Source organism: Microbacterium sp. B19(2022), from assembly GCF_012030385.1.
Lineage (GTDB): Bacteria > Actinomycetota > Actinomycetes > Actinomycetales > Microbacteriaceae > Microbacterium > Microbacterium oxydans_B.
Map to the genome: position 1 here is coordinate 72866 of NZ_JAAUVO010000017.1, position 26895 is coordinate 99760.

At 70.5% G+C, this 26895-nt stretch carries 26 protein-coding genes; 10 read left to right on the top strand and 16 right to left on the bottom strand.

The window, feature by feature from the left end; all coding sequences use genetic code 11:
* Positions 1-48: 48 nt before the first annotated feature.
* Positions 49-558: a phosphoribosyltransferase gene (locus tag HCX50_RS15175; RefSeq protein ID WP_091034642.1), complete on the top strand. Its 510-nt coding sequence runs from the start codon at positions 49-51 to the stop codon at positions 556-558.
* Between the two features lie 19 nt (positions 559-577).
* On the opposite strand, the gene HCX50_RS15180 is transcribed toward HCX50_RS15175, so the two are convergent.
* The 8 genes from HCX50_RS15180 to HCX50_RS15215 all read right to left on the bottom strand — a co-directional run bounded on the left by HCX50_RS15180 (position 578) and on the right by HCX50_RS15215 (position 7239).
* A complete protein-coding gene (locus tag HCX50_RS15180; protein ID WP_167634934.1) occupies positions 578-2101 on the bottom strand; it encodes an ATP-dependent DNA ligase in 1524 nt (507 codons plus the stop codon).
* A gap of 46 nt (positions 2102-2147) precedes the next feature.
* Entirely contained in the window at positions 2148-2918 is a 771-nt protein-coding gene (locus HCX50_RS15185) for an enoyl-CoA hydratase/isomerase family protein (RefSeq protein WP_167634935.1), read from the bottom strand.
* Positions 2919-2930: 12 nt separating this feature from the next.
* Positions 2931-4094 (bottom strand): 1,2-phenylacetyl-CoA epoxidase subunit PaaE, encoded by a 1164-nt coding sequence (paaE, locus tag HCX50_RS15190; RefSeq protein WP_167634936.1) that lies wholly within the window; start codon positions 4092-4094, stop codon positions 2931-2933.
* A gap of 1 nt (position 4095) precedes the next feature.
* The gene (paaD, locus tag HCX50_RS15195) at positions 4096-4590 is read right to left on the bottom strand and encodes a 1,2-phenylacetyl-CoA epoxidase subunit PaaD (RefSeq protein ID WP_091034631.1); all 495 of its coding nucleotides are present in this window, start codon (positions 4588-4590) and stop codon (positions 4096-4098) included.
* Positions 4584-5447, bottom strand: a complete 864-nt coding sequence (paaC, locus tag HCX50_RS15200; protein ID WP_167634937.1) for a 1,2-phenylacetyl-CoA epoxidase subunit PaaC — start codon at positions 5445-5447, stop codon at positions 4584-4586. The genes paaD and paaC overlap by 7 nt, the downstream gene beginning before the upstream one ends.
* Complete coding sequence (paaB, locus tag HCX50_RS15205) at positions 5444-5749, bottom strand: 1,2-phenylacetyl-CoA epoxidase subunit PaaB (protein ID WP_091034626.1); 306 nt, start codon at positions 5747-5749, stop codon at positions 5444-5446. The genes paaC and paaB overlap by 4 nt, the downstream gene beginning before the upstream one ends.
* Entirely contained in the window at positions 5749-6723 is a 975-nt protein-coding gene (paaA, locus tag HCX50_RS15210; protein WP_091035850.1) for a 1,2-phenylacetyl-CoA epoxidase subunit PaaA, read from the bottom strand. The genes paaB and paaA overlap by 1 nt, the downstream gene beginning before the upstream one ends.
* 96 nt (positions 6724-6819) lie before the next feature.
* Positions 6820-7239 (bottom strand): pilus assembly protein CpaE, encoded by a 420-nt coding sequence (locus HCX50_RS15215; protein ID WP_091034623.1) that lies wholly within the window; start codon positions 7237-7239, stop codon positions 6820-6822.
* Positions 7240-7332: 93 nt separating this feature from the next.
* On the opposite strand from HCX50_RS15215, the gene HCX50_RS15220 reads away from it, so the two are divergent.
* Complete coding sequence (locus HCX50_RS15220; protein WP_167634938.1) at positions 7333-9462, top strand: RecQ family ATP-dependent DNA helicase; 2130 nt, start codon at positions 7333-7335, stop codon at positions 9460-9462.
* Positions 9463-9480: 18 nt separating this feature from the next.
* Here the strand turns inward: HCX50_RS15220 and HCX50_RS20220 are convergent, their stop codons facing one another.
* Positions 9481-10248, bottom strand: a complete 768-nt coding sequence (locus HCX50_RS20220; RefSeq protein ID WP_091034617.1) for an IclR family transcriptional regulator — start codon at positions 10246-10248, stop codon at positions 9481-9483.
* A 158-nt stretch (positions 10249-10406) separates the two neighbouring features.
* Between HCX50_RS20220 and dhaK the strand changes: the two genes are divergently transcribed.
* From dhaK to HCX50_RS15255, 6 genes are all read left to right on the top strand, one after another.
* Positions 10407-11399 carry a dihydroxyacetone kinase subunit DhaK gene (gene dhaK / locus HCX50_RS15230; RefSeq protein WP_029262361.1) on the top strand — a complete coding sequence of 331 codons (993 nt, stop codon included), beginning with the start codon at positions 10407-10409 and terminating at the stop codon, positions 11397-11399.
* Complete coding sequence (gene dhaL / locus HCX50_RS15235; RefSeq protein WP_167634939.1) at positions 11399-12043, top strand: dihydroxyacetone kinase subunit DhaL; 645 nt, start codon at positions 11399-11401, stop codon at positions 12041-12043. The genes dhaK and dhaL overlap by 1 nt, the downstream gene beginning before the upstream one ends.
* A complete protein-coding gene (ptsP, locus tag HCX50_RS15240; RefSeq protein ID WP_167634940.1) occupies positions 12040-14547 on the top strand; it encodes a phosphoenolpyruvate--protein phosphotransferase in 2508 nt (835 codons plus the stop codon). Before dhaL ends, ptsP begins: the two co-directional genes overlap by 4 nt.
* Before the next feature lie 150 nt (positions 14548-14697).
* Positions 14698-15993: a sensor domain-containing protein gene (locus HCX50_RS15245; protein ID WP_167634941.1), complete on the top strand. Its 1296-nt coding sequence runs from the start codon at positions 14698-14700 to the stop codon at positions 15991-15993.
* Positions 15994-16106: 113 nt separating this feature from the next.
* The gene (paaI, locus tag HCX50_RS15250) at positions 16107-16535 is read left to right on the top strand and encodes a hydroxyphenylacetyl-CoA thioesterase PaaI (protein ID WP_167634942.1); all 429 of its coding nucleotides are present in this window, start codon (positions 16107-16109) and stop codon (positions 16533-16535) included.
* 52 nt (positions 16536-16587) lie between these two features.
* Complete coding sequence (locus tag HCX50_RS15255; RefSeq protein ID WP_167634943.1) at positions 16588-17232, top strand: TetR/AcrR family transcriptional regulator; 645 nt, start codon at positions 16588-16590, stop codon at positions 17230-17232.
* Positions 17233-17253: 21 nt separating this feature from the next.
* Here HCX50_RS15255 and paaZ read toward each other — a convergent pair whose 3' ends face one another.
* The 7 genes from paaZ to HCX50_RS15290 all read right to left on the bottom strand — a co-directional run bounded on the left by paaZ (position 17254) and on the right by HCX50_RS15290 (position 25914).
* Positions 17254-19338 (bottom strand): phenylacetic acid degradation bifunctional protein PaaZ, encoded by a 2085-nt coding sequence (gene paaZ, locus HCX50_RS15260; protein ID WP_167634944.1) that lies wholly within the window; start codon positions 19336-19338, stop codon positions 17254-17256.
* An 11-nt stretch (positions 19339-19349) separates the two neighbouring features.
* The gene (locus tag HCX50_RS15265; RefSeq protein WP_167634945.1) at positions 19350-20219 is read right to left on the bottom strand and encodes a 3-hydroxyacyl-CoA dehydrogenase family protein; all 870 of its coding nucleotides are present in this window, start codon (positions 20217-20219) and stop codon (positions 19350-19352) included.
* On the bottom strand, positions 20216-20971 hold the full coding sequence (locus HCX50_RS15270) for an enoyl-CoA hydratase/isomerase family protein (RefSeq protein ID WP_091034596.1): 756 nt from the start codon (positions 20969-20971) through the stop codon (positions 20216-20218). The genes HCX50_RS15265 and HCX50_RS15270 overlap by 4 nt, the downstream gene beginning before the upstream one ends.
* Positions 20971-22161 (bottom strand): thiolase family protein, encoded by a 1191-nt coding sequence (locus tag HCX50_RS15275; protein ID WP_091034593.1) that lies wholly within the window; start codon positions 22159-22161, stop codon positions 20971-20973. Before HCX50_RS15275 ends, HCX50_RS15270 begins: the two co-directional genes overlap by 1 nt.
* 125 nt (positions 22162-22286) lie before the next feature.
* The gene (locus HCX50_RS15280) at positions 22287-23768 is read right to left on the bottom strand and encodes a dihydrolipoamide acetyltransferase family protein (protein WP_167634946.1); all 1482 of its coding nucleotides are present in this window, start codon (positions 23766-23768) and stop codon (positions 22287-22289) included.
* On the bottom strand, positions 23765-24793 hold the full coding sequence (locus HCX50_RS15285; RefSeq protein ID WP_167634947.1) for an alpha-ketoacid dehydrogenase subunit beta: 1029 nt from the start codon (positions 24791-24793) through the stop codon (positions 23765-23767). Before HCX50_RS15285 ends, HCX50_RS15280 begins: the two co-directional genes overlap by 4 nt.
* Positions 24790-25914 (bottom strand): thiamine pyrophosphate-dependent enzyme, encoded by a 1125-nt coding sequence (locus HCX50_RS15290; RefSeq protein ID WP_167634948.1) that lies wholly within the window; start codon positions 25912-25914, stop codon positions 24790-24792. The genes HCX50_RS15285 and HCX50_RS15290 overlap by 4 nt, the downstream gene beginning before the upstream one ends.
* Before the next feature lie 151 nt (positions 25915-26065).
* Here HCX50_RS15290 and HCX50_RS15295 point away from each other — a divergent pair, with 151 nt between their 5' ends.
* Together HCX50_RS15295 and HCX50_RS15300 are read left to right on the top strand one after the other, a co-directional pair.
* Positions 26066-26503, top strand: a complete 438-nt coding sequence (locus tag HCX50_RS15295) for an Lrp/AsnC family transcriptional regulator (RefSeq protein ID WP_029262374.1) — start codon at positions 26066-26068, stop codon at positions 26501-26503.
* 184 nt (positions 26504-26687) lie between these two features.
* On the top strand, positions 26688-26895 hold a 208-nt coding region (locus HCX50_RS15300), incomplete at its 3' end, for a hypothetical protein (protein ID WP_167634949.1).

Genomic DNA, 26895 nt, shown 5'->3' on the forward strand with positions numbered 1-26895 from the left:
CTCAGTCTAGCGGCGAGAATGCATACCAGGATGCGAGAGAATGCAGAGATGACGGATGCGGCGCTCGAGCGCGAGACACTGACCTGGGACGGCTTCGGAGCGGCGACACGAGAGCTGGCGCGGAGCATCCTCGCCACCGGCTTCGAGCCGGAGGTGGTCGTGGCGATCGCTCGGGGTGGGCTGCTCCCGGCCGGAGCCATCGCGTACGGGCTCGGTGCCAAGAACTGCGGAGCGATCAACGTCGAGTTCTACACCGGGATCGGCACGGTGCTCGATGCGCCCGAGGTGCTTCCGCCCGAGCTCGACATGGCATACCTCGACGGGCGCCGGGTGCTGCTCGTCGACGACGTGGCCGACTCGGGGCGCACGCTCGCGCTGGCCGTGCAGCTGCTGCAGGAGAAGGGCGCCGACGTGCGGTCGGTCACGATCTACACCAAGCCCTCGACGATCATTCAGCCCGACTTCGCCTGGAAGGACACCGACCTGTGGATCAACTTCCCGTGGTCGTTCCAGGGCACGGTGCGCGAAGAGGATCTGGGGCTCGCACCCTCGGCCTGAGCCACGGTCACCCGTCGGTTCATCCCCGCAGCAGCGACCGCAGCGTCTGGATCGTGTCGGCTTCGGCCGCGGTCTTGTCGGGTCGGTAACCCTTCACCCGGGCGAAGCGCAGCGCGATGCCACCCGGATATCGCGGGGAGCGCTGCACACCGTCGATCGCGATCTCGACGACGATGTCGGGGCGCAGGAACACGGTGGATGCCGTGCGGTGCGACTCGTGCTCGGGGAACTCGGCGGTCTGCCACCGCAGCAGCTCGTCGGTGAGTCCTTTGAACGTCTTGCCCACCATGACGAACCCGCCGGGCTCGCCGAACTCGCCGTCGGGGTCGCGCGCGCCGAGATGTAGGTTCGAGAGCCAGCCCCGACGACGCCCCGAGCCCCACTCCGCGCCCAGGACCACCAGGTCGAAGGTCAGCACCGGCTTGACCTTGACCCACGACTTGCCGCGGCGTCCGGCGGCGTAGGGGGCGTCGATCGCCTTGACCACGACACCCTCGTGTCCGGCGGCGAGGGCGTCGCGCGACAGCTGCTCGGCGGCGGCGGCATCGGCCGTGACGATGCCGGGCATCCGCCATTCGCCGGCCACGCGTTCCAGCTCGGACAGCCGCGTCGAGAGCGGCTCGTCGAGCAGGTCGCGTCCGTCGACGTGCAGCACGTCGAAGAACCAGGGCCGCAGCACGAGCTCCCGCGAGACCTCGGCCCCGAACCGCGACATGGTCTCCTGGAACGGTCGCGGCCCGCCGTCTTCGTCGAGCGACAGCGTCTCGCCGTCGAGAATGATGTCGTGCACCGGCAGTGACCGCACGATCTCGACGATCTCGGGCACGCGGTGGGTGATGTCGGCGAGGCTCCGCGTATAGACACCGACCTCGTCGCCATGACGATGCACCTGGATCCGGGCCCCGTCGAGCTTGTACTCGACGGACGCTTCACCGGTGACCTGCAGCGCCTCCGACGCGGTCGCCGCCGTCGACGCCAGCATCGGCAGCACCGGTCGCCCGACCTGGAGCCCGACCGCCTCGAGGTCGCCTTCAGCCCCCGCGAGGGCGATGCGCGCGGTCTCGCCGAGGTCGCCCGACAGCATCGCCGCCCGCCGAACGAGAGCCGCAGGACGGTCGGCCGCCCGGGCGATCGCGTCGAGGAGGACGCCCGACAGCGCGCCGGTGCGCAACTCGCCGAGCATCGCACGCACGAGGAAGTCCCACTCGGCCGCGGTCGCTCGCGAGCCGAGATCGATGAGGATGCCGGTGCGGCCCGCCGCCGAGCCCGAACCGGACGTCGAGGCGAGGGCATCGAGCGAGTCGTCGACATCGCCGACCGTCAGGGTGGATTCGTCGGAGTGGGCGATCTCGATGGCCGAGAGCCCGCGCCAGCCGACGCCCAGCCTGCCCTGGCGCGGTGCCGCGAGGAGGAGACCCACGACGATCGGGAGCTCGGAGATATCGGCGCGCGCGAGGAGCTCGGCGAGGGCATCGATCTTGGCGAGCCGGGACGATGTGGCGCCGACGCGGTCGGTCGTGGTGACGAGCTCTGCGAGCTTCATCCGAGCATTCTCGCACCGGCCTCCGACATCGGGTCGGTGTCGCGCCTCAGCGGCCGCGGAACTCCGGCTTCCGCTTCTCCTGGAAGGCGGCGAACCCTTCGCGGTAGTCATCGGTGTCGCACAGGGCGGCTTGCGCCGCGTTCTCGATGCCGACCGCATCCCACAGCGCGAGCCGCTCGTCGCGGATGCGGGCGATCAGTTCCTTGCTCGCCAGGAACGCCGCCGTGGCGCCGTGGGCGGCCGTCGCGGCGGCGTCCGTCGTCGCCTGGACGACCTCGTCGTCGGGGAAGACCCGCGAGAAGAGGCCCGAGGACACGGCCTCGGCTCCGCTCATCAGACGTCCCGTGTAGATGAGGTCGAGCGTCTTGTGCGCCCCGAGCCGGTCGAGGAAGAGCGCATGGCCGCCGGAGTCGAGGGTCGCACCGAGCGCGGCGAACGGGGAGCCGATCTTCGCGGACTCGGCGACGTAGACGACATCGGTCGCGATCAACAGGCCGAGGCCGACGCCGAGACAGGCGCCGTGCGCGACCGCGAAGGTCGGTGCAGGGAACCGCGCCATCCGCTGCAGCAGCGGGGTGACGAGCCCGCCGAGGTAGCCGAGTACATCGTCGTTCCGCGGGTCGACGCCCGAGATGTCCCGGCCGGCGCAGAACGCACGCCCCTCACCGCGGAGCACCAGCGCGCGCACGCCCGCGACCTCCGCGGCCTCGTAGGCGGCATCCAACTCGGCCAGCGCCCGCTCGTCGAGAGCATTGAGTTTCGCCGGCGCATTCAGCACGATCGTCGCGACGTCGTCGGCGACGGTGAGGTCGATCATGAGGGCTCCTGGTCAGACGTCGTAGTCGACGACCACACGGTCGCTGGTCGGGTGGGACTGGCAGGTGAGGACGAACCCGCGTTCGAGCTCGTCCGGCTCCAGGGCGTAGTTCTCGGTCATGGTGACGCTGCCCTCGAGCACGCGTGCTCGGCAGGTGCCGCAGACTCCGCCCGCACAGGCGAAGGGCGCATCGGGGCGCACGCGCAGGGCGGCGTTCAGCACCGATTCGTGCGCGTCGACCGGGCTCTCGACCGTCGACGAGACACCGTCGAGGGTGACCTCGATCCGCACGGTCTTCTCGCCGGCGCGCACCTGCACCGGTCGGGCCGCGCGAGCCGGCTCGTCTCCGGTCGTGAAGAGCTCGAAGCGGATGTGCGACCGGTCGACGCCGAGGTCGGCGAGCACCTCGCGACAGAGATCCACCAGGGCGAGCGGTCCGCACAGGAACCACTCGTCGACGGTGGCCGGAGGGATGAGCGTGCCGAGGATCGTGCGCAGCTTCTCGTCGTCGATCCGGCCGGACAGTACCGGGGCCGCCCGCTGCTCCCGCGAGAGCACGTGGTGCAGCACGAGTCGCGTCGGGTACCGGTCCTTGAGGTCGGCGAGGTCTTCGAGGAACATCACGTCCAGCGTCGCCCGGTTCGTATAGAGCAGCGTGAACTGCGATGTGTCCGACCGGGTGAGCACCGTGTGCGCGAGCGCCATCAGCGGCGTGATGCCGGAGCCGGCGGCGATCCCGACCACGTGCCGGTCGTCGAGGTCGGGAAGCGCCGAGGTGAACGTGCCCTGCGGGCTCATCACGTCGATCTCGAATCCGGGCTGGAGTCCGGTCTGCGCCCACGTCGAGAACAGCCCGCCCTCGTCGCGCTTCACCGCGACGCTGAGGCGCGTGTCGTGCCCGTCATCGCGGTGCTCCGGCGCGCGGCACAGCGAATAGGAACGCCGCACCTCGACCCCGTCGAGGGTCGTGCGCAGGGCGACGTACTGGCCGGGCAGATGGTCGTACTCGGTGGCCAGGGCGGCGGGCACCGTGAACGAGACCTCGACCGCGTCGTCGGTGAGCGGACGCACGTCCTCGACCGTGAGCGTGTGGAAGCGGGCGCGCTTTCGAGGAGCGGTCTCGCGGGAGGTCGTCGCGCGGGGGACGGATGCCGGCGCGGACGTGAAGAGCGACATCTCAGTGCACCTTGAAGTGGTCGAAGGGCTCGAGGCAGGCCCGGCATTCGAACAGCGCCTTGCACGAGGTGGAGCCGAAGTGGGACACCTCACGGGTGTCGAGGGAGCCGCAACGCGGGCAGCGCACGCTCAGCGAGAGCCGGATCGGTCCGGTCGACACCGCGGCGCGGCCGGACGGCGGGGCGATGCCGTAGGCGGCGAGCTTGGCCTTGCCGGCATCCGACATCCAGTCGGTCGTCCATGCGGGGGAGAGGACGAGGCGCACCTCGACCCGGTCGTATCCCGCCGCCGTGAGCGCGAGGATGACGTCGTCGCGGATCGTGTCCATCGCTGGGCAGCCGCTGTAGGTGGGGGTGATGTCGACCCGCACGCGATCGCCGTCCGCCTCGACAGCGCGGAGCACACCGAGGTCCTCGATCGTGAGGACGGGCACCTCGGGGTCGGGGACCGCAGCGGCGATGCGCCAGGCATCCTGGGTCGGAGTGAGGGTCACCATGACGCCCCCGGATGCCGCCGTGCGAGCACCTGCATCTCGGCGAGGACGTGGCCGAGCGGCGTCGCGTGGGCACCGTGCCGTCCGCCGGCGGAGGATGCCGCGACCGCCGGGACCGGCAACTCCGCCTCGGTGAAGACCGTGTCGACCACGCCGTCGAATCCGGCTCGGAGGCTCGACGGGCGCACCGCGGCATCACCGAGACGCTCGATCAGGTCGTCGTCGCGGAACAGCTCATCGACATACGGCCAGACGTCGCCGATCGCACGGATGATCCGGGTACGGGACTCCTCGGTGCCCCCGGCGAGGCGCAGCATCCACTGCACCGCGTGGTCCCGGTGGTAGTCGACCTCTTTGAGGGACTTCTCCGCGATCGCCCCGAACGTCTCGTCGCTGCTCGCCCGGAGGGCCGAATAGAGCTCGAACATGTATGTCGCCACCACGAACTGCCGGGCGATCGTCTGGGCGAAGTCGCCGTTGGGCTGCTGCACGATCCAGGCGCACCGGAACTCGGGCTCGTCGCGGAAGAAGGCCAGGTCGTCTTCGCTGCGCCCGTCGTACGACCCCGCGTAGTGCAGGAAGGACCTCGCGTGCCCGAGCAGGTCGAGGGCGATGTTCCCGAGGGCGACGTCTTCTTCGAGTTCGGGGGCGCGGGAGATCCAGGCGCCCAATTGCTGGGAGAGGATGAGCGCGTCGTCACCGAGGCGCAGCGCGTACTCCGCGATGTCGGCCGATGCGGCGACCGCGCCGGTGCCGGAGAGCTCCTGCGAGAGGCGGAGCTCATCGACCGAGACATCACCGTGGACGTCGCCGTGGACGTCGATGTCCTCGTGCGCGGTGTTCGGGTGCGCGGTGCTCACAGGTGCGGCACCCCCTCGGAGGCCGTGTAGTACACGGCGTGACGGTAGTTCTTGCCGACGGGGCTCTCGAAGTAGGCGCCCTTGGCGTCGGGGTCGCTCGTCGTGATCGCCTCAGCCGGTGCGACCCAGATAGACACGCCCTCGCCGCGACGCGTGTAGAGGTCGCGGGCGTTGCGGATCGCCATCTCGGCATCCGGGGCGTGCAGCGAACCGACGTGCACATGGCTCAGCCCGCGGTTCGCGCGGACGAACACCTCCCACAGCGGCCAGGGTTCGCGTTCGTCGGCTCCCGGAGTCGCCATCACGCCACCGCCTTCGTCTTCAGGGACTGCTTGCGCGCATACTCGGCCGCGGCCTCCCGCACCCAGGCGCCCTCTTCATGCGCGGTGCGACGGCGCTCCAGCCTCTCGGCGTTGCACGGACCGTTGCCGCGCAGCACTTCGAAGAACTCGTCCCAGTCGATCTCGCCGATCACGTACTGCCCTGTCGCCTCGTCGAAACGCAGGTCGGGATCGGGCAGGGTCACGCCGAGGATCTCGGCCTGTGGCACGAGCATCCCGACGAAGCGCTGACGCAGCTCGTCGTTCGTGAAGCGCTTGATCTTCCATTTCATGGACTGCGCCGAGTTCGGGGACTGGTCGTCGGGCGGCCCGAACATCGCCAGGCTCGGCCAGTACCAGCGGTTCACGGCATCCTGTGCCATCTCGCGCTGCTCGTCGGTACCGCGCATGAGGGAGAGCAGGATCTCGAAGCCCTGGCGCTGGTGGAACGATTCCTCTTTGCAGACCCGCACCATCGCGCGTCCGTAGGGGCCGTATGACGCGCGGCACAGCGGGACCTGGTTGCAGATCGCCGCCCCGTCGACGAGCCAGCCGATGGCGCCCATGTCGGCCCAGGTGGGGGTCGGGTAGTTGAAGATCGACGAGTACTTGGCCTTGCCGCTGATGAGCTGGTCCATCATCTCGTCGCGAGTGGTGCCCAGGGTCTGCGCGGCGGAGTAGAGGTAGAGGCCATGGCCCGCTTCGTCCTGCACCTTGGCCATCAGGATTGCTTTGCGCTTGAGGCTCGGGGCGCGCGTGATCCAGTTGCCCTCGGGCTGCATGCCGATGATCTCGGAGTGCGCGTGCTGGGAGATCTGGCGCACCAGGGTCTTGCGGTAGGCGTCGGGCATCCAGTCGCGCGGCTCGATGCGCTGCTCGTTCGCGATGAGTTCGTCGAAGAGACGCTCCTCATCGGAGATCTCGCCCACGAGGGACAGGTCTGCGGGACTGGTCATCATCGACTCCTCGGCATCAGGCCATCTTTACTGACCGATCGTTAGGTAATTCTGACACAGAGGATGGCCGGTTTCAACACGTCCCCCGAGCGCGGGTCAGTGCGAGCGGGAGATCAACTCCAGCAGAGCGCGACCATATGCTTCGGACGGGTCCGGATGCTCGAAGATCTCGGAGGTGTCCGCGATCTCGATCTCGACGCGGAAGGCATCCTCGACACGCGTCAGTGAGCGGAAGGTGCCGCGCAGGAGCTCGCGCAGTTGGTCTTCGCGCGGTAGCCACACCGCGTCGGCGAGCGTCACCGCGTCGAGCGCCCACTCGGTCGTGCCGTTGAAGGCGAGGTCGGTTCCGCTCGGGGTCTGCCTGGCCTCGATCGTCATCTCGCTGACCGTGAAGATCTCGGCCTCCGCCTCGAGTTCGACCTCGTCGGGCAGATCGAGCTGGAAGCGGTCGCCCTCCGCCGGGTGCCAGACGAGTCCGGCCTCTCGAAGGGTGACGGCGAGCTCGCGAGTGATCATTCCTTCACGCTAGACGACGGATGCGCGCCCGGGATGCGAGCGGGCTGGGGATGAGGGGCCGGCCGTGTCGGCGGGGTGAGGCAGAGTGGAGGCATGACCTCCCTCGCTCCTGCCGACACCCGCGATGCCGCACTGTCAGCCCTTCGGGAGCTCGTCGGCCGACCGGATGCCGACTTCCACGACGGCCAGTACGAGGCGATCGAGGCTCTGGTCGAGGGGCGCCGGCGTGCGCTCGTGGTGCAGCGCACGGGATGGGGCAAGTCCGCGGTGTACTTCGTGGCGACGCTGCTGCTGCGACGTCAGGGCGCGGGACCGACCGTGCTCGTCTCGCCGTTGCTGGCGCTCATGCGCGACCAGATCGCCGCCGCCGAGCGGGCGGGAGTGCGTGCGGTCGCGATCAACTCCACCAACGCGCACGAGTGGTCCGACGTGCTCGCACAGCTCGATCGCGACGAGGTCGACGTGCTGCTGGTGTCTCCCGAGCGGCTCAACAACCCCGCCTTCCGCGAGCAGCAGCTGCCGGCACTCGTGCGTCGCATCGGGATGCTCGTGGTCGATGAGGCGCACTGCATCAGCGACTGGGGGCACGACTTCCGCCCCGACTACCGGCGGCTGCGTGACCTGATCGCGCAGATGCCCGCCGACGTGCCGGTGCTCGCCACCACCGCAACCGCGAACAGCCGGGTCGTGGCCGATGTCGCCGAGCAGCTCGGCAGCCTCCAGGCCGGCGAGACGGCCGAGGGTGACGCGGCACCCGTGCTCACGATCCGCGGGCCGCTCGCGCGCACGTCGCTGCGGTTGGGGGTGCTGCGGCTGCGCGACTCGGCGAGCCGCCTGGCCTGGCTGCTGAGCCACCTCGACGACCTGCCGGGGTCGGGCATCATCTACACGCTGACCGTCGCCGCGGCGGTCGACACGGCCCGGCTGCTGCGTGATCACGGCCATGACGTCCGCGCCTACACCGGGCAGACCGACACCGACGAGCGCGCGGAGTCCGAGGGGATGCTCAAGCGCAACGAGGTCAAGGCGCTCGTCGCGACCAGTGCGCTGGGCATGGGGTTCGACAAGCCCGACCTGGGGTTCGTCCTGCATCTCGGTGCGCCGTCGTCGCCCGTGGCCTACTACCAGCAGGTCGGCCGTGCCGGTCGCGCGAGTGAGAGCGCCGACGTGCTGCTGCTCCCCGGCGTCGAAGACCGCGATATCTGGCACTACTTCGCCACCGCGTCGATGCCCGACCGGGAACGGGCGGAGCGGGTGATCGGCGCGCTCGGCGACGCGCCGATCTCGACACCGGCACTCGAGGCGATGGTCGACATCCGGCGGACGCCGCTCGAGCTGCTGCTCAAGGTGCTCGACGTCGACGGTGCGGTGCGACGCGTGCAGGGCGGCTGGGTCGCGACGGGCGAGCCCTGGGCGTACGATGCCGAGCGCTACGAGCGCATCGCCGCCGAGCGCATCGCCGAGCAGCAGCACATGATCGACTACGAGCAGACCGACGGGTGCCGCATGGAGTTCCTCCAGCGCTCGCTCGATGACGACACGGCCGCGCCGTGCGGGCGATGCGATAACTGCGCGGGCGGATGGTTCCCGCGCGAGATCGGGGAGTCCGCGACCACGCAGGCCGCGGAGTCGCTCGACCGGGTCGGTGTTCCGATCGAACCTCGTCGCGCCTGGCCGACCGGTGCCGATCGGTTGGAGGTGCCGGTCAAGGGCCGCATCCCCACCGACGAGCAGGCGGGAGAGGGACGAGCCCTGGCTCGACTCACGGATCTCGGGTGGGGCGGTGCGCTGCGCGAGCTCTTCGCCGCGGGGGCGACGGATGCCCCGGTGACGCCGCAGTTGCTGCAGGCCTGCATCCGTGTGCTCGCCGGGTGGGGCTGGGACGAGCGGCCGGTGGCCGTGGTCGCCCTGCCGTCGCGGTCGCATCCGCTGCTCGTCGACTCGCTCGCGCGCGGCCTCGCCGACGTCGGACGACTGCCCTATCTCGGAGCGCTCGAACCGGTCGGTGGCGGTCCTACCGGGCAGCCGGGCGGCAACAGCGTGTTCCGCCTCGGCGGCGTCTGGGACCGGTTCAGTGCCGAGCACCTCGATGTGCCCGCAGGACCGTTGCTTCTCGTGGACGACCTGGTCGACAGTCGGTGGACGATGACGGTGGCCGCCCGGGTGCTGCGGCAGGCCGGTGCGACTCAGGTGCTGCCGTTCGCGCTGGCATTGCGCGGCTGAGTCAGGGCCGGAGCGGCTTCAGTCGTCGGCGGGCGCGATGCGGGGCGGCCACGAGGTCGCTCCGAGCTCCCGCGAGATGTTCCTGGCGGTCTCGCGCAACGCGTTCATGATGGCGTCGGATGCCGGCGTCTGCGAGGTCGGCAGCACCACCGCGACCGCCGCGACGATGTCGTTCGAGGCGTCGGCGACGGGTGCGGCGAGCGAGGACTCGCCCAGCACGGCCTCGTCGAACTCGCCCGCGGTGCCGCGCTCCGCGATCGCGGGGAGCTCCAGGGTCAGGCGGGCGACGTCGGTGATCGTGTCACCCGTGAGGCTGCGCAGCGGCTGCTCGAAGACACTCTGCTGGAAGCCCTGGTCGTAGGCGAGCAGCACCTTGCCCATCGCGGACGCGTGCGCAGGGATGGCGACGCCCGTCTCCAGCATCTGCTGGCTGTCGTCGGGGCGCAGGTTGTGATGGATGACGAGCACGTCGGTGAAGTGCGGGGCGCCGAGACGTACCGAGAGATCGGTGCGGCGAGCGAGCTCCTGCGTCCAGCGCATGGCCCGTGCACGCACGTCGAGCGTGTCGAGGTACACGTTGCTCAGGCGCAGCAGCGTCGGCCCGAGCATGTAGCGCTGTCCACCGCGCTCTTTCGCGACGAGGCCGTGCGAGCGCAGCGACTTCACGATCCCGTGCACGGTCGACGGCGGCAGGCTGAGGGCTGCAGCGAGGTCGGTGATGCCGAGGTGGCGTGCTCCCTGGAGCAGTTCGAGGATCTTCGCCGCGCGGTCGATCGCCTGGATCACGGGGGAGCCTCCTTCCGGTGCGTCGTCGAGCCGGTGCGTATGCCGTGCCGGTCTTCAGGATGATCTTGACAACCCGGCAGGGTCCGAGCATATTCGACATTAACGAATTGCTTTCGGATTTCGCGAAAGAAGTCCCGAGGATCAAAGGAGATCGAACGATGAAGAAGCTCATCAACGCCCCCGAGGACGTTCTCGTCGAATCGCTGAAGGGGGTCGCGCTCGCTCATCCGGAGCTTTCGGTCGACCTGGAGAACCACGTCATCACGCGGGCGACGCCCAAGGCGCAGGGCAAGGTCGCGATCGTGTCCGGCGGCGGTTCGGGGCACGAGCCCCTGCACGGCGGCTTCGTCGGCACCGGGATGTTGGATGCCGCCGTCGCCGGCGAGGTGTTCACCTCTCCGACGCCCGACCGCGTCCAGGTCGCCACGAAGGCCGTCGACCGTGGAGCCGGTGTGCTCCACATCGTGAAGAACTACACCGGCGACGTGCTGAACTTCGAGATGGCCGCCGAGCTCGCCTCCATGGAGGGGATCGAGGTGGGCAGCATCACCGTGGACGATGACGTCGCCGTGCAGGATTCGCTGTACACGGCCGGTCGCCGAGGGGTGGGACTCACGGTGTTGCTCGAGAAGATCGTCGGAGCCGCCGCCGAGGAGGGGCGTGACCTCGCCGCCGTCGTGGAGCTGGCAAAGAAGGTCAACGGCCAGGGCCGCTCGATGGGCATGGCGCTCACCAGCTGCACGGTTCCCGCCGCGGGCAAGCCCACGTTCGACCTCCCCGACGACCAGATGGAGATCGGCATCGGCATTCACGGTGAGCCGGGTCGTCATCGCGAACCGCTCGCTCCGGCATCCGACATCGCCCGGCAGCTGGTGGAGCCGATCCTCGCCGACATCGATGCGGCAGGTCCGGCGATCGTGATGCTCAACGGCATGGGGGCGACACCGCTGATCGAGCTGTACCTCATGTACGCCGAGGTCGCGGCGATCCTCGAGAAGTCCGGGGTGCAGATCGCGCGGAACCTGGTCGGCAACTACATCACCTCGCTCGATATGGCGGGCTGCTCGGTCACGGTGCTCAAGGCCGACGACGAGCTGCTGCGCCTGTGGGATGCCCCGGTGAACACCCCCGGCCTGCGGTGGGGTGCGTGATGGCGGCTGTCGACACCGCGGTGCTCGCCGACTGGGTCGCCCGTTTCGGAGCGGCTGTCACGGAGAAGCGCGACTGGCTCACCGAACTCGACTCGGCGATCGGCGACGCCGACCACGGCGCGAACATGGCCCGCGGGATGGGGGCTGTGAGCGAGAAGCTCGCGGCAGGAACCCCGGCCACGGTCGATGAGCTGCTGAAGACCGTGGGCATGACGCTCGTGAGTTCCGTGGGTGGAGCCAGCGGGCCGCTCTACGGCACGTTCTTCCTGCGGATGGGGATGGCAGCCGGTGCGGTGCCCGAACTCGACGGGCCGGCGCTCGCGGCCGCCCTGCGCGCGGGCCTCGACGGCATCGTGGCGCGAGGCAAGGCCGAGGCGGGCGACAAGACGATGTTCGACGCGATGGCTCCGGCCGTCGATGCGCTCGACACCGCGCTCGCCGGTGGCGCGTCCGTCGCCGTTGCCGCCCGGACCGCAGCGGATGCGGCGGCGGCCGGCCGTGACGCGACACTCCCGCTCGTCGCTCGAAAGGGCAGGGCCAGCTATCTCGGCGAACGCAGCGCCGGGCACCTCGATCCGGGGGCCGCATCGACGGCGATCCTGTTCGACACGCTCGCTGCGGCCGTGGAGGGCGGCGCCGGATGATCGGCATCGTCGCCGTCTCCCACAGCGCACGGCTCGGGGAGGCGGCACTGGAGCTTGCCCTGCAGATGGTCCAGGGTGCAGGGGTGCGCGTGCAGGTCGCGGCGGGTGCGGGCGTGGACGGCGACGGCAGACCGATCCTCGGGACGGATGCGGTGGCGGTGGCCGCAGCGATCGATGAACTCGCGGCGGACTGCGACGGCGTCCTCGTCCTCATGGATCTCGGATCGGCCGTGCTGAGCGCCGAGCTCGCACTCGAGCTGCGTGCGAGCGACGTGCCCGTGCGCCTCGTGCCTGCTCCGTTCGTGGAGGGATTGCTCGCTGCGGTCGTGTCGGCGGCGGCCGGGGGTGGGCTGGATGCGGTCGCTGCGGAGGCGACCGCTGCGCTCGGCGCGAAGACCGGGCAGCTCGGTGTTCCTGATGACGCTGCGCCGTCGTCCGACGCCGAGTCCACCGACGGCAGCGCCGCAGGGGGTGGCGGGCCGGTCGGCGAGGAGATCGTCCGGCGGGTGCGGGTGCGGAATCCGCTCGGCATCCATGCGCGCCCCGCCGCCCTGATCGCCGAGGCTTCGGCGGGGGCGGATGTGCGGCTGCGGCGTCTTCCGGACGGTCCTGACGCGCCGGCCGCGAGCCTCTCGCGACTCCTGATCCTCGGCGCTCGGCAGGGCGACGAACTGGAATTGGTCGCGCGCGGCCCGGAAGCCGACGCGGTGCTGGACAAGCTGTCCGCCCTGTTCGACGACGGATTCGGGGAGGGGACGGATGACGCGGCGCCGACGGCGGCTGCGGCGGGTTCGGAATCGACGGGCCCGCGCCCGGACGTCCCGCCGACCGTCATCGCGTCCGGCGCGGTGCTGAAGGGCCGCGGCGTCAGTCCCGGTCGGGTGGCCGCACCGCTCGTGCATCTCGCACCGGCGGTCGGCGAGCCGGAAGCGGGCGCGGTCGTCGCTTCGGCCGACCGCGACGCCGAGGTCTCAGCGATCGAGTGGGCCGCCGTCGCCGTGGCCGATCAGCTGCGGGCGCGGACGTCGCAGGCGACGGGGGAGACCAGGGCGATCCTCGATGCGTCTCGCCTGCTGGCCTCCGACCCCGAGCTGGTGTCGGAGGCGACGGCACTCGTCCGGTCGAAGGGCCGCAGTGCGGCGCGCGCGATCTGGGAGACCGCGGCCGCCCACGAGAAAGCCGTGGCCGCGCTGGGTGGCCGGATGGCGGAGCGCGTCGCCGACATCCGTGACGTGCGCGACCGGATCATCGCCGAGATACTCCAGGTCGACATGCCCGGGGTGCCCGAGCGTGAGGAGCCGTTCGTGCTCGTCGCGACGGACCTCGCGCCCGCCGACACCGCAGCCCTCGCTGGAGGGCACTGCGTCGCCCTCGTCACCGAGCAGGGCGGGCCGACTTCGCACACCGCGATCATCGCGCGATCGCTCGGTCTTCCCGCGGTCGTCGGCGCCACCGGCGCGGTCGGCATCCCGGTCGGCTCGACGCTCCTCGTCGACGGCGGGCGCGGCACGGTCGAGGTCGATCCGCCGGCATCCCGCGTCGCCGACGCCCAGGCCGCCGCCACCGTCGTCGAGTTCGACGGATCCGGGCGGCTCGCCGACGGCCACCGCGTGGCGCTGCTGGCGAATGTGGGCGGTGCTCCGGACGCGGTGAACGCTGCCGCAGCGCGAGCAGAGGGCATCGGTCTGTTCCGCACCGAGTTCTGCTTCCTCGACCGGACCGAAGCACCGACGGTCGAGGAGCAGACCACCGCGTACCGCGGTGTCCTGGCCGCATTCCCCGATCGCAAGGTCGTCGTGCGCACACTGGACGCGGGGAGTGACAAGCCCCTCCCGTTCGCGAACTCCGACGACGAGGACAATCCGGCGCTCGGCGTGCGGGGGCTCCGGATCGCCCGCCGCCGGCCGGAGCTGCTCGCGGACCAGTTGCGTGCACTCGCGCTCGCCGCCACCGCGGAGCCGGCCGAGGTCGAGGTGATGGCCCCGATGGTGGCCACCGTCGACGAGGCCAGGGAGTTCGCCGATCTCGCGCGTGCGGCGGGGATCAGCAGCGTCGGCATCATGATCGAGACGCCGTCGGCGGCACTTCTCGCCGCCGAGCTGTTCGAGGTGGTCGACTTCGTGAGCCTCGGAACCAACGACCTCGCGCAGTACACGCTCGCCGCCGATCGGCTGCTCAGCGACCTGGGCGATCTGAACGATCCGTGGCAGCCCGCGGTGCTGCGCCTGATCGGCATGGTCGGAGCGGCGGGGCGTGCGGCCGGGAAACCGGTCGGAGTCTGCGGCGAGGCAGGTGGGGACCCGGCCCTCGCTCCGGTGCTCGTGGGACTGGGAGCGACCTCGCTCTCGATGACCCCGCGGTCGCTCGGACGAGTCGCGGAGGCGCTCCGCGATGTGACCGAGGACGAGTGCCGCCATGCTGCCGAGGTTGTGCTGCAGGCGGCCACCGCGGAGGAGGCCAGGGCCGTGGGAGCCGCCGCTCTGCAGCGTGCCGCTGCCCGCTGATCGCGTCGCATATGCGTGCTTCGGCATGCTCAGAATTTCATTCTGATCTCGACATGGAGCATGCGCCTCGTGTCTCCGGGCCGAAGCTCTAGGCTCGGCTGTACGGGGGGGGGCGCCGACGTCGGCGCCGAGTGTGGATCGGAGTGGGACATGTCGCAGTCGAGGACGTTCGTGCGGGGCCTGATCGGTGTGCTCGCGGTCGGGGCATTGGTGGCTCTTTCCGGGTGCGCTCCGACTCCGCAGTCCACGCCCACCCCCCAGCCCACGGCCGCGCCGGAATCCCCGGCCCCCGATCCATACGCCGGACCGATCGCCTTCGTCGGCGACGAGCTGGACTGGTTCCTGCTGAGCGCCGAGGAGATCTCCGGCCTGCTTCCCGATGTGGGTGATGTCAGCCCGGCGGTGCCCTCCTTGATCCAGGTGTCCGACGGGGGCGGCTACGAGCCGGATCCCACCATCTGCAACGCGGTCTACGCCGAAGCCTCGCTGGGCTCCATCGGTGCACGGTCCGTCACGTGGACGACGACCGTTGCCGAAGGGCGAGACGGCTGGCTCCACGTGATGCAGTTCGCCGATGAAGCGGCCGCCACGGCGCGCATGGACCAGTACGCCCAAGCCGCGGAGCAGTGCGGTGAGTTCACCTTCGGCGGGGCGCCTTCTTCCTTCGCCTCGTCGACGGCAGAGGGCGACGGGGGCGTCCGCGCCATCGCCGGATCCCTGATCCTCACCTACCCGGGCGGCGACGGTCACTCCCTCTACAAGACCTACTCCTCGGTCGGAAACGTGGTCGTCGAGATGTGGCAGCCCTTCACGGGGGAACCCGCGTTCGACACCGAGGCCGCTGCAGCCCAGCTGCGCGATCGCGCGAGCGAGGCGAGGGCGAAGCTGATCGACGAGCTGACGGAGAACCCGCCGGTTCCGGTGGACGTCCCCGCAGCTGACCCTGCGGCGCCCTGGAGCGAGTGGGAGATCACGACGGCGGGGGTCGGCCCCGTGCGCCTGGGCGTCGCGCTCGATGAGGCGATCGCCGCGGTCCCCGGAGCTCGGGTCGACAAGCCCGAGTGGGTGGGTGGGACGACGCGTCTGACCTCGCCCGATGAATCGGCCTCGCTGCTGCTCTGGACGCAGGAGGGCACGAGCGTCGTCTCCGCCGTGTCCGTCGGCGTCGGGAACGTCGCGGGCGAGCCGACTCATGAGGGCGCGTCGCTTCCGTCCGCCGGTGGTGTGCGAATCGGAGATCCGGTCAGCGCCGCGGCAGCTGCCTTCCCCGAGGGGACGGCGCTGCGCATCATCTCGTCGGGCGAGTACTTCTACGAGTGGTCCAGCCGCGAGGGGGTCGTCATGCGGTTCCGCCTCGATCGCGACTCGACGGCAGACGCCGCCGCGGTGATCACCGGCATCACGGTCGACGACGCCACGCTCGCAAAGCCGCTGATCTTCGGCTGAGCCGCGCGCAGGTTGCCGGCCCCGTGCAGCCCTTCTTTACCGACCGATCGGTCAGTTAGTATGAGGAGGTCGGGCGCTGCTGCGGTGGCATCCGCGCGACGAGGAGGTCGACGATGACGGATGCGACGCCGCAGGCCACGGACTCCGTGCGCCCCAACCGCGCCATGATGGAGCGCGACCGCGCCTCCGCCTCGCTGGGCCTCGTCGTGGAACGCGACGATCCCGGACACGCCGTGGTCTCGATGCGCGTGCGCGACGACATGACCAACGGGTTCCACATCACGCACGGCGGCTTCGTCTTCGCCCTGGCCGACACGGCCTTCGCGATCGCCTGCAACGAGGACGACCGGGTCACGGTGGCCGCCGGCGCCGACATCTCGTTCCTGAAGTCGACCGTCTCCGGACAGACGCTGACCGCGACGGCCGTGCGACGCACCCGCACCGGCCGCTCCGGCATCTACGACGTGACCGTCGTCGACGAACTCGGCGATCCTGTCGCGGAGTTCCGTGGTCGCTCGCGCACCACCGACCAGACCTTCTGACCTCGCGCTGCCGCTCCCGGCCGACAGTGTGATCCGATGCGAGACTGTGGGGATGTCCGAGATGCAGAGCACGCGACGAGGCCGCCCCGGTTACGACCAGCAGGGCATCCTCGCGGTCGCCGTCGCCGCGTTCAACGAGTACGGGTACGACGCGACCTCGATCGGCATGCTGGCCGAGCGGCTCGGCCTGTCGAAGTCGGCGATCTACCACCACTTCGGATCGAAGGACGAGATGCTCGACCTCGCTCTCGACGCCGCGCTCGGCGGTCTCGAGGCCGTGGTGCAGAGCCCGCTGCCGGCTGCGGATGACCGGGAGGACACCGATGCGGTGGCCCGCCTCGAGCACGTCCTCCGCGGGGCCGTGCACGTGCTCGTGGACCAGCTCCCCGCCGTGACGCTGCTGCTGCGGGTGCGCGGGAACACTGATGTCGAGCGTCGAGCACTCACCCGCCGTCGCGCGTTCGACCGCCGGATCACCGCACTCGTCTCGGAAGCACAGTCCGAGGGCGCGCTGCGCGCCGATATGGACGCCAGCGTCGTGGCCCGCCTGGCGTTCGGCATGATCAACTCGATCGTGGAGTGGTACCGACCGGGCGGACGCGAGGGCGCGGACCGTCTCGCTGACGACGTCGTCGCCATCGCCCTCGACGGCCTGCGCCGGCGCGCCGACGATCCCGCGAGCGCCCCGATCTCCTGACCGGCGCGCCCGCGGGGTGACTCAGGCCGCCGCGCCCTGCTCCTTCGCGACGAGGGTGAGCACGTCGTACGTGGCGACGATCTCGTCGCGCTGATTCTTCAGCACCGAGTCCCATCGCACCTCGCCGTACTCGTCCGTCTCACGCGGGGTGATCTGCTTGGCGGTGAGCTCGACGCGGATCTCGTCGCCGGGCGAGACCGGGGTCAGGAAGCGCAGGTTCTCCAGGCCCGAGTTGGCGAGGACGGGTCCGGGCGCGGGGTCGACGAAGAGGCCGGCGGCCCACGAGACCAGCAGGTACCCGTGGGCGACGCGACCGGGGAAGAACGGGTTCGCGGCGGCGGACGCCTCGTCCATGTGCGCGTAGAAGGTGTCGCCGGTGAAGGCCGCGAACGTCTCGATGTCGTCGAGCGTCACCGTGCGGGAGCCGCTGGCGACCTGATCGCCGATGCGCAGCTCGGCCAGCGACTTGCGGAAGGGATGCACACCCCCGCTCTCCTGGTACGGACGCGCCACCGTGCCCTGATGCCAGACCCCGGTGAGGGCGGTCAGCATCGCAGGGGAGCCCTGCACCGCGGTGCGTTGCATGTGGTGCAGCACCGCGCGGATGCCGCCGAGCTCTTCACCGCCGCCGGCGCGGCCGGGGCCTCCGTGCACGAGGTTCGGCAGCGGCGAACCATGACCCGTGGAGCTGCGGGCGTCGTCGCGATCGAGGAACAGCACGCGTCCGTTGTAGGCGGCCATGCCCGTGGCGAGCGCGACGGCGACTTCGGGGTCGTGCGTGGCGACGCTGGTGACCAGAGAGCCTCCGCCCCGGGCGACCAGGGCGCTCGCCTCGTCGAGAGTGCGATATCCGACGATGCTCGAGACCGGGCCGAACGCCTCGATCTCGTTGACCGCCGCGCTCTCCGGGTCCGGGAAACGCAGCAGCATCGGCGCGAGGAAGGCGCCATCCGGAGCGGGCCCCTCCGTTCCATCACCGTGCCGCACGTCCGGAGCGTCGGTCGAGCCGATGACCAGCTCACCACCGCCGTCCTGCAGCCGTGCCACCTGGCGCAGCACCTCGTCGCGCTGGGCGGTCGAGGCCAGCGGGCCCATCGTGACGCCCTCTGCCCGCGGGTCGCCGAGCACGATGCGTTCGGACAGCCGTGCGCGCACGGCGCTGATCACGTCGCCGACGGCACCGACCGGCACGATCGCGCGTCGGATCGCCGTGCACTTCTGTCCGGCCTTGCTGGTCATCTCCGCGACGAGCTGCTTGACGTACGCATCGAACTCGGGCGTGCCCGAGACGGCATCCGTCCCCAGGATCGATGCATTGATGGAGTCGGTCTCGCTCGTGAAACGCACGCCACCGGTCTGCACCGCATCGTGGGCGCGCAGCCCTTCGGCGGTCGACGCCGATCCGGTGAACGCCACCAGATCGCCCAGCCGCAGTTCGTCGAAGAGACCGGGAACACTGCCCGAGACGAGCTGCAGCGAGCCCTCGGGCAGCAGGCCGGACTCGACCATGATCCGCACCATCGCCTCGGCGAGGTACCCGGTCGGGGTCGCGGGCTTCACGACGGTCGGCACACCTGCCAGGAAAGCGGGTGCGAACTTCTCCAGCGAGCCCCAGACCGGGAAGTTGAAGGCGTTGATCTGCACCGCGACGCCGGGGAGCCGGGTGTAGATGTGGCGCCCGAGGAAGGAGCCGTCCCTGGACAGGTTCTCCACCGCGCCGTCGACGTAGACCTTCGCATTCGGCAGCTCTCGCCTGCCCTTGCTGGAGTACGCGAACAGCACCCCGATGCCGCCGTCGATGTCGACCCACGAGTCCTGCGCGGTCGCGCCCGTGCGGCTCGAGATCTCATACAGCTCGGCCTTGCGCTCCGTGAGCGCGAGCGCCAGCTGCTTGAGGCGCACCGCGCGCTGGTGGAACGTGAGTTCGCCGAGCGACGCCTGCCCCGCGGTGCGGGCGTAGGCGAGAGCTGCCGCGAGGTCGATGCCGTCGGTCGAGACGCGGGCGACGATCTCGCCCGTCGAGGCGTCGCGCACCTCGATCGCCTCGGCGTCGGCATCCGGCGACCACCAGGATCCCTGCAGATAGCTGGGGAGGATCTCGGTCATGTCAGTTCCCTTCATGAGGCGTCCCATTCGTAGAAGCCGCGTCCGCTCTTGCGTCCGAGGTGTCCTTCGGCGACGAGGCGGCGCAGCAGAGCCGGCGGTTCGAAGCGTTCGCCGAGGTTCGCGGCGAGGTATTCGGAGATGCCGAGCCGCACGTCGAGCCCGACGATGTCGGTGAGGCGGAGCGGCCCGACCGGATGCTTGTAGCCCAACGTCATGGCGGCGTCGATGTCTGCGGCCGAGGCGACGCCCTCTTCGAGCATGCGGATCGCCTCCAGGCCGATCGCGACGCCGAGTCTCGACGACGCGAACCCGGGGGCATCGGCCACGACGATCGGCGTCTTGCCGAGGGCTTGCACCCAGACCCTCGCATCGTCGACGAGCGGGGGAGCGGTGGCCGCGCCGCGCACGATCTCGACGAGGGTGGACGCGGGCACCGGGTTGAAGAAGTGCATGCCGAGAAAGCGCGACGGGCGATCCAGCACTGCGGCGAGCTCATCGATCGATATCGACGACGTGTTCGAGGCGAGGACGGCGTCGGGTCCGAGCTCGGCTTCGACGCGGGTGAGGGCGTCGACCTTGAGGACCAGATCCTCGGGCACGGCTTCCACGACGAGGTTGCACGGAGCGAACAGCGCGACCTCCGTGCCCGTCTCGAAGCGTGAACGGTAGGCGTCTCCCGGTTCGGCCGCGGTGCCGCGGGCGATCGAGGTGTCGACGGATTCGAGCACGCGGTGGGCGGCTGCCGCGGCAGCATCCGCATCGCGTTCGACGACCGTCACGCGCGAACCCGCGAGAATGAACGCGTGGGCGATGCCGGCGCCCATGCGTCCGCCGCCGAGCACTCCGACGTGCGCGGGAGCGTGGGGCGTGGCCTCGGTCATCGGTCTCTCCGTTCCAGGAAGTCGGTCATGCGTCGGAACTTCTCCGGGCTCTCGAAGAGCTCGGCCTGGGCTTCCAGATCGGCGGCGGGGTGGCGGTCGCGGGGCTCGCGGAACACCCGTTTCGTCGCGATGGTGGCGGCCGGGTCGTTGCGGGCGATCCGGTCGGCGATCGCCTCGGCCGCAGCCAGCAGTTCCTCGGGGTCGTGGATCGCCGAGACGAGGCCGATGCGCAGCGCCTCCTCGGCCTTCACCGTGCGTCCGGTGAGCAGCAGCTCGATCGCCCTGGCGTCGCCGACGATCTCCTTCAGCCGCCAGCTCGCGCCGGCCGCGGCGAGGATGCCGAGGCCCGTCTCCGGGTTGCCGATCGCGAGCGAGGGCGTGGCGATGCGGATGTCTGCGGCGTAGGCGAGTTCGGCGCCGCCTCCCAGGGCATAGCCGTCGATCGCTGCGATGACCGGCATCGGCAGCTCGGCGACCCGGACGAAGGCGTGCGCGTTGATGCCGCGCAGCGCGTCGGAGGCCCGGCGTTCGCGCAGCTCGGCGATGTCGGCGCCCGCCGCGAAGACGCCGTCGGCGCCGACGAGGATCAGGGTCCGCGGCGCCTCCTCGAGCTCGTCGCAGAGCAGGTGCAGGGCATCGATCGTGGCCTGGTCGATCGCGTTGCGCTTGTGCGGACGGTTGAGGGTCGCGACCACACGGTCGGGGTGCCGCTCGACGAGCAGCGGCTCTTCGGGATTCGTCGAGGTGGGCATCACATCTTCTCCAGGATCACGGCCGCCCCCTGGCCAACGCCCACGCACATCGTCGCGAGTCCGTATCGCGAGTCCTCGCGCTCCATGCGCCCGAGCAGTGTGATCAGCAGGCGGGAACCGGACGAGCCGAGCGGATGGCCGAGGGCGATGGCACCGCCGTCGGCGTTGACGCGCTCGTCGTCGAGGCCGAGACGCCGGATGCAGGCGATCGACTGCGTGGCGAAGGCCTCGTTGAGCTCGACGGAGCCGATGTCGTCGATGGTGAGTCCGGCGCGGCGGAGCGCTTTCTGCGTCGCGGGCACCGGGCCGAGGCCCATGACCTCCGGTGCGAGACCGGCGCTGGTGCCGACGACGATCCGGGCGCGGGGCACGAGACCATGGCGCTCGACCGCCTCGGCGCTCGCCACGACGATCGCCGAGGCGCCGTCGTTGAGGGCGCTGGAGTTCCCAGCCGTCACGACCTGGCCGCCGGCGACCACGGGGCGCAGTCGGGCGAGTGCCTCGAGCGTGGTCTCGGGCCGTGGACCCTCGTCGACCCGCACCTCTCCGGTCGCCGTCAGCACGCCGACGATCTCGGGGGCGAAGCGTCCGGCTGCGATCGCGGCGGCGGCGCGCTGCTGCGATCGGAGGGCGAAGGCGTCGGCCTCGTCGCGGGTGATCCCGTCGAGACGGGCGACCTCCTCCGCGGTCTCCGGCATCGTGAAGGTCGCCTTGTCGCGGGCCAGGAGACGGGGGTTCGGGAAACGCCAGCCGATCGAGGTGTCGAAGGCCGCGCCCGGTTTGGACCAGGCCTTCTCGGGCTTGGCCTGCACCCAGGGCGCGCGGGTCATCGACTCGACACCGCCGGCGATGATGAGGTCGGCATCTCCGGCGCGGATCGCCTGCGCGGCCATCGTCACGGCGGACATGCCCGAAGCACACAGCCGGTTCACCGTGATGGCCGGGACGCTGTCGGGGAGTCCAGCGAGCAGCACCGCCATCCTCGCGACGTTGCGGTTGTCTTCACCGGCCTGGTTCGCCGCGCCCAGGATCACCTCGTCGATGTCGATCTGCGTCGCATCGATCCCGGCCCGGCGCACGGCCTCGGCCACCACGATCGAGGCCAGGTCGTCGGGGCGGACGGTGGCGAGCGCGCCGCCGTAGCGCCCGACCGGGGTGCGCGCCCCTCCGACGAGGAATGCCTCGGTCATGCGGATCTCCTGACTTCGTCGTCTCAGCGGGGGCTCGTCGCCCTCTCGCATGGCCAGGAATTACTGACCGATCGTATGGTAATTATGGCACAGGCGCCGCGTCGGCCCGAGGTGCGCCGGCGGTCTCAGACCCGCACGAACGCCCGCAGCGGATGCTCGATGAGGTCGGTGACACGCCGCAGGAATCCCGCCGCGTACCCGCCGTCGCAGACGCGATGGTCGAACGCGAGCGACAGCTGCACGATGCGACGCGCGACGATCGCCCCGTCGACGACCCACGGTCGCTCGATGATCCGTCCGATGCCGAGGATGGCGACATCCGGGTGGTTGATGATCGCCGCCGAGCCGTCGACGCCCAACCCGCCGTAGTTGTTGAGGGTGAAGGTCGAGCCGCGCAGCCGTTCCGGCGGCATCGTGCCCGCCCTGGCCGTGGCGGCGAGCTCGCGCAGTGACGCATCGAGCTGCTCCACGGTGAGCGCGTGCGCACGGGGGACGACGGGGACCAGGAGTCCGCGTTCGGTGTCGGCGGCGATCCCGAGGTTCACGCCGTCGAACGAGATCAGCTCCTCGCCGCTCTCGTCGAGTCGCGAGGCCAGCACCGGGTAGTCCTCGAGGGCGAGCAGGACGAAGCGCGCGAGCAGTGCCGTGACCGAGGGGGCCTTGCCGCCCTCCGGGGCCATCTGCGCGCGGAGGTCCCACAGCGCGGTGGCATCGACGTCGACCCAGACGGTGGCCTCGGGGATCTCGGTTCGACTGCGCGTGAGCTTCGCACTGACCGCGCGCCGCAGCGGCGACATCCGCTCTCGGGAGACGACGTCGAGCCCGTCGACCGACTCTCCGGACCCGTTCGCGGCGCGGTGATGCGCGGCGGCGCCGTCGACGGCGTTCTCGACCGCGGCCTGCAGCACGTCGGCGCGGGTGATCGCCCCGTCCGGGCCGGTCGCGGCGATCGTGTGCACATCGAGACCGAGGTCGCGGGCGAGGCGACGGACGAGAGGGGAGCGCACGGCCACGGGGCGGCGGGCGGACGCGGCGGCGAGGGTCGCGTCGGGGACGGTGACGGCGGCTGCCTTCGGTGCGGATGCCGATGCGGGTGCGGGTGCGGGGGCGGGTACGGGTGCGGATGCGGGTGCGGATACCGCTGTCGCCGAGGTCGGGCGGTCGGTTCGAACCGGCGCAACGGGTGGCCGGCGACGCCCCTTCGTCGTGTGCGCCGTGGTGCCGTAGCCGATCAGCACGTTCCCGGATCCGGCGCGTTCCTCCTCGCGGTACGCCTCGTGCTCGGGGGAGCTCGATGCCGAGGTCCCGGCAGCATCCGGAGTCGCCGGCTCCATATCCGAAGCCGATCCGGCGTCGGCGACCTCGAGCACCGGCGCGCCGACGTCGATCGTGTCGCCGGCGGTGCCATGGAGGGCGGTGACGACACCGGCGAACGGCGACGGCAGCTCCACCACGCTCTTCGCCGTCTCGACCTCGGCGATCGGCTGGTCGGTCGTGATGGTGTCGCCGACCGCGACGAGCCATTGCACGAGGCCCGCCTCGGTCAGTCCCTCGCCGAGGTCGGGCAGGCGGAACACCTGCGCGGCCGGCTTCAGTGGGGCGCTCATACGTCGTCCTCCCAGTGCAGAGTGTCGATCGCGTCGAGCACGCGGTCGACGTCGGGCAGGTACCAGTGTTCGAGCTTCGGGGGTGCGTAGGGGGTGTCGAACCCCGTGACCCGTCGCACCGGGGCCGCGAGGTATTCGAAGCAGCGCTCGAACACGCGGGCCTGGATCTCGGAGGCGACGCTCACATATCCGGGGGCCTCGGCGATGACCACGGCGCGGCCGGTGGACTTCACCGCGGCGGTCACGGTCGCATCGTCGAATGGGGAGAGCGAGCGCACGTCCACCACCTGCACGCTGCGCCCCTCCGCGGCGGCGACGTCGGCGACCTCGAGCGCGAGCGGCACGGAGGCGCCGTAGGCCAGGAGCGTGACGTCGGTGCCGTCACGGGCGATGCGGGCGCTGCCGAGTTCCGTGGTGATCGAGGTGTCGACTTCGCCCTTCGACCAGTACAGCTTCTTCGGTTCGAGGAAGATCACCGGATCCGGTGAGGCGATCGCCGCGCGCAGCAGCGAGTAGGCATCCTGCGGCGTCGACGGACTGACGACCGTGAGGCCGGGGGTGTGCGCGTAGTAGGCCTCGGACGAGTCGCAGTGGTGCTCCACGCCGCCGATGCCGCCACCGAACGGGATGCGGATCACCAGCGGCATCCGCATCCCACCGCGTGTGCGGTTGCCGAGCTTGGCGACATGGCTGACGACCTGCTCGAATGCGGGCAGTGCGAATGCGTCGAACTGCAGCTCCACCACGGGGCGCATCCCGTTCATGGCCATGCCGACCGCGGTGCCGACGATGCCGGACTCGGCCAGGGGCGTGTCGAAGCAGCGCTCCTCGCCGAACCGCGCAGTGAGGCCGTCGGTGATGCGGAAGACGCCGCCCAGCGCGCCCACGTCCTCGCCGAAGACGACCACGTCCGGATCGGACTCGATGGCGTCGGCGAGAGCCCGGTTCAGCGCGGCGGCCATGGTCATGGTGGTCACGGTGCCCGCCTCCGCCTCGGCGCGGGTGTCGTCGTGTGTGATCGTCATCGGTGGCCTCCGTCCGAGGTCGTACCTGCGCCCGCATCGGCGAGGCGCGAGCGTTCGATCTCGTCCCGCAGCAGGTGCCATTGCTCGTCGAGTTGTGGCGAGCGTGTCGCAGTGACGAAGCGGAACAGGTCTTCGGGGTCGAGGTCCGCGTCGGTGTTCAGCGCGGTCCGCATGGCCGCGGCGATCTCCTCGGCTCCGGCGGCGAACCGCTCCTCGGCGTCGGCGTCGAGGGCTCCGGTGTCCGTCAGGTGGGTGCGCAGGCGGAGCAGCGGGTCGCGGGCGATCCAGGCCTGCACCTCATCGCGTTCCCGGTAGCGGTTGTCGTCGTCGGCGTTGGTGTGCGCCTGCATCCGGTAGGTGTGCGCCTCGATGAGCGAAGGGCCGCCGCCGGTACGCGCGCGATCCACTGCCTCGCCGAGCACGGCAAGCACGGCGGCGACGTCGTTCCCGTCGACACGCTGTCCCGGCATCCCGTAGCCGACCGCCTTGTGGGCGAGGGACGGAGCCGCGGTCTGCCGCGAGAGCGGGACGGAGATCGCGAACCCGTTGTTCTGCACGAAGAAGACGACCGGCACCTGGAAGACGGCGGCGAAGTTCATCGCCTCGTGGAAGTCACCCTCGCTGGTGGCGCCGTCGCCGCACAGCGCGAGCACGACCGTGTCCTCGCCGCGATGCTTGGCCGCCTGCGCGAAGCCGACCGCATGCAGCAGCTGGGTGGCGAGCGGAGTGGCCTGCGGCGCGACCCGGTGGGCGCGCACGTCGTAGCCCGAGTGCCAGTCGCCCTTGAGGAGCACCATCGCGTCGGCCGGTTCGACTCCGCGGGCGATCACCGCGACCGAGTCGCGATAGGTGGGGAACAGCCAGTCCGTGCCTCCGAGCACCATCGCGGCGGCGATCTGGCACGCTTCCTGCCCGTGCGAGGACGGGTAGACGGCGAGGCGTCCCTGACGCACGAGCGCGCCGGCCTGGTCGTTGATGCGCCGGCCCTGGACGAGGCCGCGATAGGCGGCCAGCAGGGTGTCGCCGTCGGGGAGCGCGTAGTGCTCGTCCGCGACAGGCTGTCCGCCCGCATCGATCAGTTGCACCGCGGTGTCTCGCGGAAGCATGTCGGTGTGCAGCATGCGCTCGTCCTCCTTGGCGAACTCGGTGGGGACAGCTTGCCTCTGTGGGTGACAGTCATCCAAGATCATCCGCGAAATACTGGATGGAAGAGCGACAGATGCGGCATTCTTGATCGAAGTGTCAGAGTTTCTGGCCCGAGGAAGGGGTGTCATGATCGCGCTGGACGACACGGACCGAGCGATCCTCGAGGAGCTGCGTCGCGACGCGCGCTCGTCGATGACGGCGATCGCGGATGCTGTGCACATCTCGCGTGCCGGTGCGCACGCGAGGATCAAGCGCCTCACGGACGCCGGTGTCATCACGGGATACACGGTCCGCACGGATCCCGTCCTGCTCGGGCACCATGCGAGCGCCTACGTGACCCTTGCCATCGAGCAGGCGACGTGGCAGGCGGTGAGCGACCGGCTGCGCGCGATCCCCGAGATCGAGCACATGGCGCTCGTCGGCGGTGACTTCGACGTGATCCTGCTGGTGCGCGCCAACGACGCCCGCGACCTCCGTCGAATCGTGCTCGAGGACATCCAGGCGATCCCCTCGATCCGCTCGACCCGGACCACGCTGATCTTCGAGGACTACACGCGGGAGTGAGGGTGCTCGGTAAGGTTTCGCGGCGCGGGTGTTTCGCGGCGCGGGGGTTTCGCGGCGCGCGTGGAGAAGTGCCCTGACGTCGTTTCTGTGGAGGGATTGTCGACGTCTCGCGTGTTTCGGAATATTGCTCTGAACTGGGGTTATCGCGGTTCGAATGTCGGTGGCCCCGGGTTGACTTAGGGGTATGAACAACCCCGTGGAACTGCTCGGCCAGGTCGTCGCCGACCTGGATGGGGTGCTGCGTTCCGACGTGATCGCGGGGCTCGCGGACGACGAGAAGATGCAGGTTTTGCGGGTCGCGGGTGAGGTGCAGCGGCGGGTGGAGGCGGTGGTCGTGGAGACGGTCGCGTCGGTCGATGAGCGTCCGGCGGGGTCGGGTGAGCCGGCGTTCT